Genomic DNA, 14,351 nt, shown 5'->3' with positions numbered 1-14,351 from the left:
ACCACGGTGGTCAGCCGCGAATCGCTGCTGTCAGGCTGGCGGCATTCAGATGCTGGCAGTACTGGCCCAGGTTGTCGGCTGGCGGCGGCAACGCGGCTCTGGCCTGCTGCGCCTGATGGTTCAGACAGCGAATCAGATCCTGTTGCTGGCTTTGTTCCAGCAGCAGCTCAAAGTCCAGCATCTGCTGATAACCAGGCTGATCCAGCTGAGGTTTCAGCGCGCGGCGCAACTGGCGGTAGGCTTTGAGCTGGCTGTCGCTCGCGGCCAGTGCTTTATCCAGCTGGCGGATTTCTGTCTCTGACAATGAGTACTGCTGGCTGTCGAGCCAGAGCAGTAACAGGGCCAGATTAACGTTGCCACGGAAATCGTCCTGAAGTTGCAGGCAGGCCTGACTGACGCCGCCCAGGCTGTAGTGCTGCAGACAGAAACGCCAGAACTGATCAGGCTGAAAAGGCTGACGTGTGGTGTGTTCAGAATTTGACATTGAATTCCTGTTCCATACTTTCCAACTGCTCATGCAGTTCCATCCATTCCATCTCAACCTCTTCCAGTGCAGCTTTGGCCTGACTCTGGTCAAGCAAGGTCTGGTTCAGTCGCGCTTTGTTGTCCGCTTCATAGATGCTGGCATCAGACAAGGCGGCTTCCGCTGTCGCCAGTGACTGGCTGAGCTTTTCCATCTTCGCTTCCAGTTTGTCAACCTGCTTGCGCAGTGGTGCGGTTTGTTTGCGGAACTCAGCTTCCAGGCGTTTCAGCTCTTTGCGTGAAGCGGCACTGTTGTCTTTGCTGGCGGTGTCCGGCTTACTGGCTTGCTGCTCGCGGCGCTCACTGCGCTGCTGCTCTGCCAGCCACTTGTGGTAATCATTGAGATCGCCGTCGAACGGTTCGACTTTTCTGTCATGCACCAGATACAAATCGTCTGTGGTCGCGCGCAGCAGATAGCGGTCGTGGCTGACGATGACCATCGCCCCTTCAAAGGACTGCAGGGCCAGCGTCAGCGCCTGGCGCATGTCGAGATCCAGGTGGTTGGTCGGTTCATCAAGCAGCAGCAGGTTCGGGCGTTGCCACACGATCAGTGCCAGTACCAGGCGGGCTTTTTCTCCCCCTGAAAAGGGGCCGACCAGATCCAGTGCCTTGTCGCCTTTGAAGCCAAAACTGCCGAGGTAGTCGCGCAGTTGCTGTTCTGTTGCCTCAGGGGCCAGGCGGTTCATGTGCTGGAGCGGGGTTTCATCCAGACGCAGGGTTTCCAGCTGGTGCTGGGCAAAATAACCAATTTTCACCCCTTGCGAGTACGTCAGCTCGCCGGCCTGTACCGCCAGTTCACCTGAGAGTAATTTGATCAGGGTGGATTTACCGGCACCGTTACGGCCCAGCAGACCAATCCGGCTGCCCGGTACCAGATTAAGGCGGATCTTATCCAGAATGGGGGTGTCACTATAACCGGCCGCGACCTGATCCATCATCATAATCGGGTTAGGCAGCGAGTCCGGCTCGCGGAATTCAAAGTTGAACGGGTTGTCGAACTGGGCCGGCAGCACTTTTTCCAGCCGCTCCAGCGCCTTGATCCGGCTTTGTGCCTGCCGGGCCTTGCTGGCTTTATAGCGGAAGCGATCGATATAGGACTGCATGTGCGACATTTGCTTTTGCTGCTTCTGATACATCGACTGTTGCAGAACCAGTTTTTCCGCCCGCTGATTTTCAAACGATGAGTAGTTGCCTGTGTATTCGTTCAGACGCTGGTTTTCGACATGAATAATGCGCCCGACCACAGGATCGAGAAAATCGCGGTCGTGCGAAATCAGTACCAGGGTGCCCCGGTAATTCTGCAGCCATTTTTCCAGCCACAGTACGGCATCCAGATCCAGGTGGTTAGTCGGTTCATCAAGCAGCAGTAAATCGGAACGGCACAGCAGAGCCTGGGCAAGATTAAGGCGCATCCGCCAGCCACCGGAAAACTGCGTCAGGTTCCACTCCATCTGGGCTTGCGAAAAGCCCAGGCCATCGAGCAGCTCGGATGCCCGGGCTTTGATGCTGTAACCGCCAATGGCGTCGAGCTTGTCGTGCAGCAGGGCTACTTTGTTGCCGTCATCGGCCTGTTCTGCCGCCTGCAGTGCCTGCTCCAGCTGGCGGTATTCCCGGTCACCGTCAATCACATAATCCAGTGCGGTGCGTTCTAAAGCCGGTGTTTCCTGTGCTACCCAGGCCAGTTCCCAGTGCGATGGAACAGAATGTTGTCCGGCATCGACGGTCAGCTCGTTTTTGATCAGCGAAAACAGGGTGGATTTGCCACAGCCATTCTTGCCCACCAGCCCGACTTTATCGCCAGGATGAATAGTGGCAGTTGCCTGATCTAAAAGGACATTTCCGCCCCTGAGTAATTGAATATCAGAAAAAGTGATCATCGCCTGTTACTACCGGCTGTTGCCGCTCCACAACAAATAGGTTTCTGGTGCGGCAGTCTATACTAAACCTCGGTTAACTGCGAACAAGGCCGAAGACCCGGGAACGGGCAGCGCATTATTTTGCTGTTGAAATCTCAGGAATTAAGCGATCTTTTGGCGTCAGAATTCGGTATGATGTTTCAAGAGCCGGGACATCCCGTTAATGCTCATGATGTTACTCAGGGAAATGAGGACCAGGCCTATGGAGCACGCCCCACCACGCATTCTGCTGATTTACGCGCATCCGGACCCCGATGCGTCTGTTGCCAATAAAGCCATGCTATCGACAGTGGCTAACCTGTCTCATGTGACATTTCACGATCTGTACGGCAAGTACCCGGATTTTTTCATCGATATCACTTATGAACGTGCCTTGCTGGCTCAGCATGATGTTTTGGTTTTTCAGCACCCTCTTTATATGTACTCATGCCCTTCGCTGCTCAAGGAATGGATTGATGTGGTGCTCAGCAAAGGGTTCGCCCACGGGGATGGCAAGGCCACCAAGGGCAAATACTGGCGTTCAGTGATCACTACGGGTGGGGCAGCCGAAGCCTACACGCCGGATGGTTATAACCGCAGCAGTGTGGGCGACATCCTGAAACCGTTTGAACTCACTGCCGAGCTGTGCCAGATGCACTGGATACCGCCGCTGGTGCTGCACTGGGCACGACGGGTGCCGGATGCTGAACGGCGCGAACATGCGCAGTTGTACCGGGAGTGGCTGCTCTCACCATTGGCTGAGACAGGGGCCGACAGGGAGAAGCGTTATGGCGTCTGATGTATTGAGTGCCGGTGTGGTGTTTCTGGCGGCGGCCGTTGTGGCTGTGCCTGTAGCCCAGCGCCTCGGGCTGGGGTCGGTTTTGGGCTATCTGCTGGCCGGGATCGGCATTGGTCCCTGGGGGCTGGGGCTGATCAATGATGTGGAGGAAGTGCTGCATTTTTCCGAGTTCGGGGTCGTTCTGCTGCTGTTTCTGATTGGACTGGAGCTGAACCCCAGCAAACTCTGGCAGATGCGACAACCCATTTTGGGCTTAGGCGGCAGTCAGGTGGTACTGACCAGTTTAGTGATTGCCTCTCTGGTGCTCTTGTGCGGCCAATTTGTCGGAGCGGTGGATTGGCGGGTAGCCCTGGTGATAGGTATGGGGCTGGCGTTATCTTCCACCGCGATAGCACTGCGGATCATTGAAGAGCAGGGCATAGGCGGCTCGCAAACCGGGCAATCCGGCTTTGCTGTGCTGTTGTTTCAGGATATCGCCGTGATCCCTATGCTGGCGGTGTTGCCTCTGCTGGCAGGCAGCGATGGCGGCACCTGGCTGGATTTGGGCGCCATGGTGGCAGGCATAGCCGTGTTGCTGGTCGGCGGCCATTTTCTCCTGCGACCGTTGTTTCGCTGGGTCGTGATGTCCGGGGTGCGTGAGCTCTTTACCGTCACGGCTTTGCTGCTGGTGATAGGTATTGCTCTGGGCATGGAAATCCTCGGCCTGTCTATGGCTCTTGGCACCTTTCTGGCCGGGGTGCTGCTGGCGGAAAGCGAATACCGCCATGAGCTTGAAATCGCCATCGAGCCGTTTAAAGGACTGCTGCTCGGGTTGTTCTTTATCTCAGTTGGTATGGCGGTCAATCTCGGCCTGCTGCTGGAATACCCGCTACAAATTCTCGCGGCTGTGGTGGCTTTGGTGACGGTTAAGGGTTTAATCCTGTATCTGCTGGCTCGCTTGTTCGGTATTCAGGCCAAGTCGCGCAGCCAGATGGCGGCAATTCTCAGTCAGGGCGGTGAATTTGCTTTTGTACTCTTTACTGCTGCACGCAGCGAAGGGTTGTTAGAGGCGGATTTGAGCAGTTTCTTACTGGTGGTGGTGAGTCTGTCTATGATGACCACGCCTTTGATCTTACGTTTGCAGGATAAATGGTTCATACGTACTTTTAAGGCTGAAGCCAGTGATGAACCAGAATCCGATGTGATCGATCGCGAACCCAGGGTGATCATTACCGGGTTTGGCCGTTTTGGTCAGGTCGTCGGCAGGCTGCTGTTTGCCAATAAAATCCGGGTCACTATATTAGAACGGGATCCAAGTCAGATTCAGTTCCTGCGTAAGTTTGGCTATAAGGTGTATTATGGCGATGCCAGCCAGCTCGATTTACTGCGTGCGGCCGGCGCAGAAAAAGCAGAAGCTATCATTATCTGTACCGACAATCCGGAAGAGGTGATGCAGGTGGTTGTCCTTTGTCAGCAACATTTCCCGCGCCTGAAAATACTGGCACGCGCCCGCAGCCGGGTGGAAGCGCATCAGTTGCTCAGCCACGGGGTGGACAGGTTTTCTCGTGAGACCTTTGCCGGCGCGCTGGATCTGGGGCGCCAGGCTCTGGTTGCACTGGGTATGCACCCCTACAAAGCCAAACGGGCAGAAGCACATTTTCGCAAATTAGATACCACCGCCTTGCGGGACTTGTTACCCCAGCATTCGGAAGATGTCCACTTAGCCACCCGGGCCAGAGAAGCCCGTAAAGAGCTGGAAGAGATCTTCGATCGGGAAATGCGGGGCGAACGTGAGCGACACAATGGCTGGGACTGACCGGCCCTCGGATTAACAGAACCTGGCAGTAGCAGGAAAGGAACCATGAGTAAGAAACGTTTTATCGCCGGGGCGGTATGCCCGGCGTGCCAGCAGCAAGACACCCTTCGCTGGTGGCTGGAAAATGAAGTAGAGAAAGTCGAGTGTGTGGCTTGCCATCATACCGATACGCGCCTGCCTAAATCGGTTGAAGACAGCAAACATGTTGCGGGCTCGACATCAGAACAGGTGATCGGCATTTTCAAGCCGGAGTAAAATCGCCGGCACGAACAAAATTGGCGTCATAGCGGGCAGATCCGGTATGATGGCGGATTAAATCCCTGCTCAAATTCGGAGTAAACATGAAAGTCGCTAAAGACACAGTAGTAAGCCTGGCTTATCAAGTGAAAACTGAAGAGGGCGTCGTTGTTGACGAGTCAACCACTGAGGCGCCGCTTGATTACCTGCATGGCCATAACAACCTGATCGTTGGTCTGGAAAATGCACTGGAAGGTCGTGAAGTTGGCGATAAGTTCGAAGTGACTGTGGCGCCAGAAGACGCGTATGGCGAACACCATGAAGAAATGGTTCAGCGAGTACCGGCTGAAGTCTTCCAGGGTGTGGATGAAATTACTGTGGGAATGCGCTTCCTGGCGGATACGGATCAGGGTCCTATCCCTGTTGAAGTGACCGAAGTGGATGGTGATGAAGTGGTGGTTGACGGTAACCACATGCTGGCGGGTCAGACGTTGACGTTCAACGTTGAAATCGTTGCTACTCGTGCGGCGACCGAAGATGAGGTTGCTCACGGCCATATCCATCAGGAAGGCGGTCATGACCACGATCACGACCATGATGGCGGTTGCTGCAACCACTAAGCCATCTTGTCATGACGACAAAAACGGGAAGCTCAGGCTTCCCGTTTTTGTATCATCAGTTTATCAGTGCCTTCTGCGCGGCATCAGTAATGCGGTGGCGGGGTCTCTTCACTTTCACTGGCGATATTGGACGCCTGAGAGCCTTGCACTTTGCCTGCTAAATAGCGTACCTGTACCAGCAGTTTGTCGAGCAGAAACTGCTGCTGGGTCAATGCACTATTTAGCTCTTCAATGGTCTGTTCCTGAAAAGCCTGCTTCATTTCCAGCTCATCAATCTGAGTCTGTAGCTTTTGTTCGATATCTGTCATTGTCAATGTCGGCTGCTGTTTACTGTGTTCAGTCAGTGATATACCAGTCCTGGGCGATGCCGGCTGAGCTGCCTGAGCGAACGTCACCGTCTGGTGTGATGGCGACATCATACACCACCGCCGACCCCGGACGCTCGTTTTCTTGTGTAGCGGCTTTCCAGTAAGCTTCTCTTTCGCCGGTTGAAGTGTTCCACAGCTCTACCCGTTTGGAAGGGGTACCTGTTGCCAGAAAGCTGCCGTCATCAGAAAAACGTGAACTGGAAAAGTTCTGCTGCCTCAGGCGAATGGCCAGTGCCGACTGTTTCTGGCCGTCGGACAAATCCCAGAGAAACGCCTGGTTACCGTTGTCTGCGGTGAAAGCCAGCTTGCCGTCTCGCTGCAGCGCGACCTGGTTGACTCGCGTCGGGTGCTCAAACCGGTAAAGAATCTGGCCGCTGTCCGTATCCCAGAGGTAGGCCAGATTGTCATCCCCACCGGAAAGGGCATAACGGCCGTTGGGGGAGAGGTCGACGGCATTGACTTTTTCTCTGTGGGCAAGGAACTCCAGTCGTCTTCCGTTGCCCAAGTCGACGAACAGCGCTTTGCCGTTTGACAGTGCCAGCAGTACCTGTTTGCCGTCATTGGCGATCGCCGCATCACGTATGATGCCGTCAGAGACAGACCATAATCCCTGTGCCTGACCCCAGGCCAGATCCCATACCGCAAAGTTTTGTGCGGTTACTGTAATGGCAAATCGCTGATTGTCGGATATCTCGCTGTTTGTCACTGTTGTGTGATGTGGATCTTGAGAACCTAAATCAGCTAACTTTTTGTTTTGCTGTAGATCCCAGAGCACGATACCTTGTTGGACGGAATAAAATAGCGCAAAGCGGCCATCCCGGCTCAGGCTGAATGTGGTGGCACCGTCAGCGGCCAGATCCCAGCGCTGGCGTTCCGGGCCGGAAATATCACAACCGGCCAGCGTAAAGAGTGCCAGAATGAAAGTTGCTGCTAAAAATGATTGGCGCATGGATCGTACTTTCCGTTTTAAGACTATTGCGTCCCGACTGTGACGCATTTGTGTCCGACGCAGTGAATGACGGTAAGAAAATAGTTGGTATTAGTATATTGATATGGCATGGTTTTAACATAGCTGTGTAGAACCTTGCGTAAAATTAAGAGCTTAGACTCTGAATAAATGGAGAGATACATGAAACCAGTTCTGAAACCAGTTCTAAAAATGTCTGTGTTGGCAGCAACAATTCTGCTGGCGGTAGGCTGTCAGGATGAGAAAACGTCAGCACCGGCAGAGACGGCTGAACCAGTGGCAGTTGAGCAGCAGGCTGCGACAGATGCAAAGGCATTCGAGTCTGATGATCAGAAAGCGGCTTATGCTATCGGGGCTTCACTGGCGCAATATCTGTCAGCTAACCTGGAACAGCAAAAAGAGCTGGGTCTGGATCTGAAAAAAGAAGATGTACTGGCTGGGGTGAGCGATGTCTTTGCCGGTAACAGCCGTATGAGCCAGGAAGAAACACAGCAGGCGTTGCAGGATCTGGATCAGCGTGTTTCTGACATGATGGCGAGCAAAGCCAAAGAAGAAGCTGAAAAAAACACCAAAGCCGGTGATGACTTCCGTGCTGATTTCGAAAAACAAGAAGGCGTGAAGAAAACCGAATCTGGCCTGCTGTATCAGGTTGAGACTGAAGGTAACGGCGAGATGCCAAAAGCAACCGATACAGTGCAAGTGCACTATAGCGGTACACTGATTGACGGCACGGAATTTGACAGCTCATATAAGCGTAATCAACCGGCCACTTTCCCGCTTAATCAGGTGATTCCGGGCTGGACTGAAGGTGTGCAGCTGATGCCGGTCGGTTCTAAGTTCAAGTTTGTTATCCCGCCAGAGCTGGCTTACGGTTCGCAAGCCAACCCAAGTATTCCGGCAAACTCTACTCTGGTGTTTGAGGTTGAGCTGCTGGATATCGTCAAAGCGGAGCAGGACGCAGAAGCCACTGCAGAGCAGTAAGCATTGCGTTTAATAAGACATTCAAGCCCGGCTGATGCTGGGCTTTTTGCATTTATAGCGCTGATTTAGGATCATTTTTGTGCGCTGCAGATTTCATTTTCTGAAGACCTGTTTTCATATTCTGATAAACTTGCAAGCAAGAATTGAATTTTTCCCCGTTTCGTTTAAATCGAAGCTTGCCTTCAACAACAGTGGAGCGGGAACAAGCAAGGAAGACTGAAAGTGGTATCGACCGATAACTTTGGCACTGAAGTCATGGTGGAAAGTGACTTAATAGAGACCCGTACTTTTACTGAGCACGACTTTGTTATATTACGCTCATACGAAGCCGTGGTTGATGGACTGGCTACCCTGATAGGGCCTTTTTGTGAAATAGTGCTGCATTCACTGGCTGATCTGAATACCTCGGCGATCAAAATTGCCAACGGCGAAAATACCGGCCGCAAAGTGGGTTCGCCTATTACTGATCTGGCTTTGCGCATGCTGCGTGACATTGAAGGGTCAGAGCGCAATTTCTCCCGGGCCTATTTCACCCGTGCCAAGGGTGGCGCATTGATGAAGTCCATCACGATTGCGATTCGCAATGCCGACGACAATATCATAGGTTTGCTGTGTATCAACGTTAACCTGGATGCTCCTTTTTCCCAGATTCTGCAATCCTTCATGCCAACCGATGAGGCCAAGCAGGCCGCTTCCAGCGTGAATTTTGCCAGCGACGTTGATGAGCTGGTGGATCAGACGGTTGAGCGCACGATCGAAGAAATCAATGCCGACAAGAATGTCTCGAATAATGCCAAAAACCGTCAGATAGTGATGGAGCTGTACGACAAAGGGATCTTCGATATTAAAGATGCCATCAACCGGGTTGCTGACCGCCTGAATATCTCCAAACACACTGTCTACTTATATATACGCCAGCGCAAAACGGAGGATGGCGAAAAATGAGCCTGACGTTTGCCCTGGTGGTCGATGGGCCGGCCTACGGGTCGCAGAATGCACGCAGTGCTTATCAGTTTGCTCAGGCCGTTATTGCCAATGGGCACAGATTGCAACGGGTATTTTTCTATCAGGATGGTGTTCACAACGGTTCTGCACTGGCCGCACCGGCGTCGGATGAGTTTGACTTACTGGCCGCCTGGCAGCTACTGGGCCGTGAGCATCAGGTCGAGTTGCAAACCTGTGTTGCCGCAGCGTTGCGCCGCGGGGTGGTCAGCGAACTCGAAGCCAGCCAGCATGCGCTGCCTGGTCATAATCTGGCCGCTGGCTTTGAACAGGCCGGGCTGGGCGGGCTGGCCGAAGTGTTATTGAGTGCTGATCGCGTGATTCAGTTTTAATTATCCCGGAAAGTATTATGTCTGTCGGATTTGTTTTCACCACCGTACCACAGGGTCTCAACAGCGGCCGTGAAGGGTTAGATGCCGTACTGGCAACTTCTGCTTACAGTGAAGAGTTGCAATTGTTCTTTATTGGCGATGGGGTATGGCAACTGCTTAAAGGCCAGCAGGGTGCGGCGGTGCTGGGGCGTGAATACAGTGCCGCCTTTAAAATGCTGCCACTGTATGATCTTGAAGATGTGTTTGTGTGCCGCGAGTCAATGGCGGAGCGCGGGCTCACACTGGATGATTTGCTGATCGAGGCGGAACTGCTTTCTCCGCAGGATCTGACCGCAAGACTTCACCGGTGCCAGAAAATTCTCAGTTACTAGTTTCTTTGCGACTTATGCTGCGTGCAGTTTTCAGGACTTTCTATGTTACACATGATTTTTTCTTCTCCTTTTCAAAATCGGGCTTTACAGCAGTGCGTTGCTCAACTTTTACCCGGTGATGAAATTGTGTTGCTGCAAGACGGCGTTGTCGCCGCCACCTCACCGGGTCAGCTTGAATCTGCATTGAAACAAGCGGCGGCCGTGTACGTACTGGAGACGGATTTACTGGCGAGAGGCCTGGCAGGGCGGGTTGCCGCGGATGTGGATGTGATTGATCACAACATGTTGGTGGAGTTGACGGTACGTCATCCTAACTGCATGAAATGGGCCTGAATAAACGCGGTTAAAAAGGATTCAACCGGCCGGAAAGAGGGTGGTTAAGAAATGATCATAGATGTGATCGCTGTATATATCTTGACACCTTATAGTCCGACGCCTAAAATTTCGCGTCCTCCTGTTGTTGGGAGGCAGATTTTTCACCTTTACGAAAGTAAATAATCAGGAGCTATTTAATGGCAACTATTAACCAGCTGGTACGCAAACCACGTGCAAAGCAAGTTGTTAAGAGCAACGTGCCTGCGCTAGAAGCGTGTCCACAAAAACGTGGTGTATGTACTCGTGTATACACTACTACTCCAAAAAAACCAAACTCCGCACTGCGTAAAGTATGTCGTGTACGTCTGACCAATGGTTTTGAAGTAACGTCATACATCGGCGGTGAAGGCCACAACCTGCAAGAGCACAGTGTTGTTCTTATCCGTGGTGGTCGTGTTAAAGACCTTCCAGGTGTTCGTTACCACACTGTTCGTGGTGCACTTGACTGTGCGGGTGTTAACGACCGTAAACAAGGTCGTTCTAAGTACGGTGTGAAGCGTCCTAAGTCTTAATGGAATCCGTTAAGTAAGGCCAAACACTAAATTATTTGTAATTTTGAAAAAACTGAAAAGTTTTGGATAAAACCTGAAGAAGACAACGGAGAATTTCCATGCCACGTCGTCGCGTAATTGGTCAGCGTAAGATCCTTCCAGATCCTAAGTTCAAATCTGAATTGCTGGCAAAATTCGTCAACATCCTGATGGTTGACGGTAAGAAATCTACTGCAGAGAAAATTGTTTACACTGCACTGGATTCAATGGCTGAGCGCTCTGGTGAAGAGCACCTGTCAATTTTTGAAAAAGCTCTTGATAACGTTCGCCCAGCGGTAGAAGTTAAATCTCGCCGTGTAGGTGGTTCAACTTACCAGGTACCAGTAGAAGTACGTCCTGTGCGTCGTAATGCTCTGGCTATGCGTTGGTTGGTTGAAGCTGCGCGTAAGCGTGGTGAAAAATCTATGGCTGCTCGCCTGGCTGCTGAAATGCTGGACGCTGCCGACAACAAAGGTTCTGCTGTTAAGAAACGTGAAGACGTTCACCGTATGGCAGAAGCGAACAAAGCGTTCGCACACTACCGCTGGTAATTTCATTATTAGCGAATGGGCGCAGCAGGCTTGGCCTGCTGCGCCCGTACCATTTTCTAAGGATAACCTTAGTAAGAGGATTCAACCGTGGCTCGCAAAACTCCTATTGAGCGTTACCGTAACATCGGTATTTGCGCTCACGTAGACGCCGGTAAAACAACCACGACCGAGCGTATCCTGTTTTACACAGGTCTTTCCCATAAAATTGGTGAAGTACACGATGGTGCAGCTACCATGGACTGGATGGAACAGGAGCAGGAGCGTGGGATTACCATAACCTCTGCTGCCACTACAACCTTCTGGCGTGGTATGGACGCTCAGTTTCCTGAGCATCGCATCAATATTATCGACACCCCAGGACACGTTGATTTCACTATCGAAGTAGAGCGTTCCCTACGCGTACTTGATGGTGCAGTGGTTGTTTTCTGTGGCTCATCCGGTGTTGAACCTCAGTCTGAGACAGTATGGCGTCAGGCTGACAAATACGAAGTACCGCGTATGGTCTTCGTCAACAAGATGGACCGTGCAGGTGCTGATTTCCTGCGTGTGGTTGAGCAAATCAAAGTTCGTCTTGGTGCAAATCCAGTACCTATTCAGCTGAATATTGGTGCGGAAGAAGAATTCAAAGGTGTGATCGACCTGATTAAAATGAAAGCGATCAACTGGAATGAAGCCGATCAGGGCATGAGCTTCACTTATGAAGATATTCCGGCAGACATGCAAGAGCTGGCCGAAGAATGGCACACGAATCTGGTTGAGTCAGCGGCTGAGGCATCAGAAGAGCTGATGGATAAGTACCTGGAAGAAGGTACCTTGTCAGAAGATGAAATCAAAGCCGGTCTGCGCCAACGTACGCTGAACAATGAAATCGTACTGGCAACCTGCGGCTCTGCATTTAAGAACAAAGGTGTTCAGGCTGTACTGGATGCGGTTGTGGAATTCTTGCCATCACCAACGGAAGTAAAAGCAATCCGTGGTGAAGATATGGATGGCAATGAAGTGATCCGCCACTCAAGCGATGAAGAACCTTTCGCTGCGCTGGCGTTTAAGATCGCAACCGACCCGTTCGTAGGCACTCTGACATTTATGCGTGTTTATTCCGGTGTTGTGAATTCAGGCGATAGCGTCTACAACACGGTGAAAGATAAGCGTGAGCGCTTTGGCCGTATCGTTCAGATGCACTCCAATAAGCGTGAAGAAATTAAAGAAGTTCGAGCTGGCGACATCGCGGCAGCAATTGGCCTGAAGAACGTTACTACCGGTGATACTCTGTGCGACCCAGAACACAAAGTGATTCTGGAGCGGATGGAATTCCCAGAGCCAGTGATTCAGATTGCTGTTGAACCAAGGTCGAAAGCCGACCAGGAAAAAATGGGTATTGCACTGGGTAAACTGGCTGCAGAAGATCCATCATTCCGGGTAGAAACCGATGAAGAATCTGGCCAAACCCTGATTTCGGGTATGGGTGAGCTTCATCTGGATATCATCGTTGACCGTATGAAGCGTGAGTTCAGCGTTGAATGTAACGTTGGTAAGCCTCAGGTTGCTTTCCGTGAAACTATCCGTGGTAAAACGGAAGTGGAAGGAAAGTTCGTACGTCAATCTGGTGGTCGCGGCCAGTACGGTCACGTCTGGCTGAAGATTGAGCCTTCCGAGCCGAATGCAGGTTTCGTCTTTGTAGACGAAGTCGTCGGTGGCACAGTGCCGAGAGAATATATCGGTGCAGTTGCCAAAGGTATCGAAGAGCAGATGAAAAATGGTGTGCTTGCCGGTTATCCGGTACTGGACGTCAAAGCGACGCTGTTCGATGGTTCATACCACGATGTTGACTCGAGCGAAATGGCGTTTAAGATCGCCGGTTCTATGGCGTTCAGGAAGGGGGCACTTGATGCGCAACCAGTTATTCTTGAACCTATGATGAAAGTTGAAGTAACCACTCCGGAAGACTGGATGGGTGATGTAGTTGGCGATTTAAACCGTCGTCGCGGCATCATTGGCGGTATGGATGAAGGCCCTGCTGGGCTTAAGATTATCCGTGCCCATGTTCCGCTTTCTGAGATGTTTGGTTACGCAACGGATCTTCGTTCTGCTACCCAAGGCCGTGCTTCCTATTCAATGGAGTTCAGCGAATATGCTGAAGTTCCGAAGAATATCGCCGATGGAATCATCGCTGAACGCGGCTAAACATTAGCAGAAATATTGCGTCAGCTTCGGTTGCCGCATAAAATACAACTTCTGACGCGTCCCACCAATATGTGGGGCGAATCACAACTAGGAAGGAACACGATCGTGTCTAAAGAAAAATTTGAACGTACGAAACCGCACGTTAACGTTGGTACTATCGGCCACGTTGACCACGGTAAAACCACTCTGACTGCTGCAATCTGTACTACTTTGTCTAAAGTATACGGCGGTTCTGCGCGTGACTTCGCATCTATCGATAATGCGCCAGAAGAGCGTGAGCGTGGTATCACTATCTCTACTTCTCACGTAGAGTACGATACTCCGACTCGCCACTACGCGCACGTTGACTGCCCAGGACACGCCGACTACGTGAAAAACATGATCACCGGTGCTGCTCAGATGGACGGTGGTATCCTGGTTGTTGCTGCGACTGATGGCCCAATGCCACAGACGCGTGAGCACATCCTGCTGGGTCGTCAGGTTGGTATCCCTTACATCATCGTGTTCATGAACAAGTGTGACATGGTTGATGACGAAGAGCTGCTGGAGCTGGTTGAGATGGAAGTGCGTGAACTTCTGTCTGAGTACGACTTCCCAGGCGACGATTGCCCAGTAATCATGGGTTCTGCTCTGGGCGCGCTGAATGGCGAAGCTCAGTGGGAAGAGAAAATTGTTGAGCTGGCTGAAGCGCTGGACAACTACATCCCAGAGCCAGAGCGTGCTATCGACAAGCCGTTCATCCTGCCAATCGAAGATGTATTCTCAATCCAGGGCCGTGGTACTGTAGTAACAGGTCGTGTTGAGCAAGGTATCGTTCGCGTA

17 protein-coding genes are annotated in these 14,351 nt (G+C 52.0%); 13 read left to right on the top strand and 4 right to left on the bottom strand.

Features of this window, described 5'->3' with window-relative positions; genetic code table 11:
* Positions 1–10: 10 nt before the first annotated feature.
* Both IFO68_RS10955 and IFO68_RS10950 read right to left on the bottom strand, forming a co-directional pair.
* Entirely contained in the window at positions 11–484 is a 474-nt protein-coding gene (locus IFO68_RS10955) for a TIGR02444 family protein (protein ID WP_192015919.1), read from the bottom strand.
* Positions 471–2,399: an ABC transporter ATP-binding protein gene (locus IFO68_RS10950; RefSeq protein WP_192015918.1), complete on the bottom strand. Its 1,929-nt coding sequence runs from the start codon at positions 2,397–2,399 to the stop codon at positions 471–473. Before IFO68_RS10950 ends, IFO68_RS10955 begins: the two co-directional genes overlap by 14 nt.
* Before the next feature lie 241 nt (positions 2,400–2,640).
* Between IFO68_RS10950 and kefG the strand changes: the two genes are divergently transcribed.
* From kefG to slyD, 4 genes are all read left to right on the top strand, one after another.
* The gene (gene kefG / locus IFO68_RS10945; RefSeq protein ID WP_192015917.1) at positions 2,641–3,216 is read left to right on the top strand and encodes a glutathione-regulated potassium-efflux system ancillary protein KefG; all 576 of its coding nucleotides are present in this window, start codon (positions 2,641–2,643) and stop codon (positions 3,214–3,216) included.
* On the top strand, positions 3,206–5,011 hold the full coding sequence (gene kefB / locus IFO68_RS10940) for a glutathione-regulated potassium-efflux system protein KefB (protein ID WP_192015916.1): 1,806 nt from the start codon (positions 3,206–3,208) through the stop codon (positions 5,009–5,011). Before kefG ends, kefB begins: the two co-directional genes overlap by 11 nt.
* Before the next feature lie 45 nt (positions 5,012–5,056).
* On the top strand, positions 5,057–5,266 hold the full coding sequence (locus IFO68_RS10935; RefSeq protein WP_027250660.1) for a YheV family putative zinc ribbon protein: 210 nt from the start codon (positions 5,057–5,059) through the stop codon (positions 5,264–5,266).
* Positions 5,267–5,352: 86 nt separating this feature from the next.
* Positions 5,353–5,868: a peptidylprolyl isomerase gene (gene slyD, locus IFO68_RS10930; protein WP_192015915.1), complete on the top strand. Its 516-nt coding sequence runs from the start codon at positions 5,353–5,355 to the stop codon at positions 5,866–5,868.
* An 83-nt stretch (positions 5,869–5,951) separates the two neighbouring features.
* Here the strand turns inward: slyD and IFO68_RS10925 are convergent, their stop codons facing one another.
* A complete protein-coding gene (locus tag IFO68_RS10925) occupies positions 5,952–6,176 on the bottom strand; it encodes a SlyX family protein (protein WP_192015914.1) in 225 nt (74 codons plus the stop codon).
* Positions 6,177–6,204: 28 nt separating this feature from the next.
* Positions 6,205–7,185 (bottom strand): WD40 repeat domain-containing protein, encoded by a 981-nt coding sequence (locus IFO68_RS10920; protein WP_192015913.1) that lies wholly within the window; start codon positions 7,183–7,185, stop codon positions 6,205–6,207.
* A 192-nt stretch (positions 7,186–7,377) separates the two neighbouring features.
* Between IFO68_RS10920 and fkpA the strand changes: the two genes are divergently transcribed.
* From fkpA to IFO68_RS10875, 9 genes are all read left to right on the top strand, one after another.
* The gene (gene fkpA, locus IFO68_RS10915; RefSeq protein ID WP_192016096.1) at positions 7,378–8,184 is read left to right on the top strand and encodes an FKBP-type peptidyl-prolyl cis-trans isomerase; all 807 of its coding nucleotides are present in this window, start codon (positions 7,378–7,380) and stop codon (positions 8,182–8,184) included.
* A 255-nt stretch (positions 8,185–8,439) separates the two neighbouring features.
* On the top strand, positions 8,440–9,129 hold the full coding sequence (locus IFO68_RS10910) for a helix-turn-helix transcriptional regulator (protein ID WP_202602059.1): 690 nt from the start codon (positions 8,440–8,442) through the stop codon (positions 9,127–9,129).
* Complete coding sequence (tusD, locus tag IFO68_RS10905; RefSeq protein WP_192015912.1) at positions 9,126–9,518, top strand: sulfurtransferase complex subunit TusD; 393 nt, start codon at positions 9,126–9,128, stop codon at positions 9,516–9,518. Before IFO68_RS10910 ends, tusD begins: the two co-directional genes overlap by 4 nt.
* Before the next feature lie 14 nt (positions 9,519–9,532).
* Entirely contained in the window at positions 9,533–9,889 is a 357-nt protein-coding gene (gene tusC, locus IFO68_RS10900; protein WP_192016095.1) for a sulfurtransferase complex subunit TusC, read from the top strand.
* A 42-nt stretch (positions 9,890–9,931) separates the two neighbouring features.
* Entirely contained in the window at positions 9,932–10,222 is a 291-nt protein-coding gene (gene tusB, locus IFO68_RS10895; RefSeq protein ID WP_192015911.1) for a sulfurtransferase complex subunit TusB, read from the top strand.
* 179 nt (positions 10,223–10,401) lie between these two features.
* On the top strand, positions 10,402–10,776 hold the full coding sequence (rpsL, locus tag IFO68_RS10890) for a 30S ribosomal protein S12 (RefSeq protein WP_004399892.1): 375 nt from the start codon (positions 10,402–10,404) through the stop codon (positions 10,774–10,776).
* Positions 10,777–10,874: 98 nt separating this feature from the next.
* On the top strand, positions 10,875–11,345 hold the full coding sequence (gene rpsG, locus IFO68_RS10885; protein ID WP_027250668.1) for a 30S ribosomal protein S7: 471 nt from the start codon (positions 10,875–10,877) through the stop codon (positions 11,343–11,345).
* A gap of 87 nt (positions 11,346–11,432) precedes the next feature.
* The gene (gene fusA, locus IFO68_RS10880; RefSeq protein ID WP_192015910.1) at positions 11,433–13,529 is read left to right on the top strand and encodes an elongation factor G; all 2,097 of its coding nucleotides are present in this window, start codon (positions 11,433–11,435) and stop codon (positions 13,527–13,529) included.
* 105 nt (positions 13,530–13,634) lie between these two features.
* Positions 13,635–14,351 (top strand): elongation factor Tu (locus IFO68_RS10875; RefSeq protein WP_192015909.1); only part of this gene is annotated, 717 nt, incomplete at its 3' end.

This window comes from Photobacterium arenosum (genome assembly GCF_014841115.1).
GTDB lineage: Bacteria > Pseudomonadota > Gammaproteobacteria > Enterobacterales > Vibrionaceae > Photobacterium > Photobacterium arenosum.
Note: the sequence above shows the minus strand (reverse complement) of the source record. Positions and strands in the feature narration are given on the sequence as shown.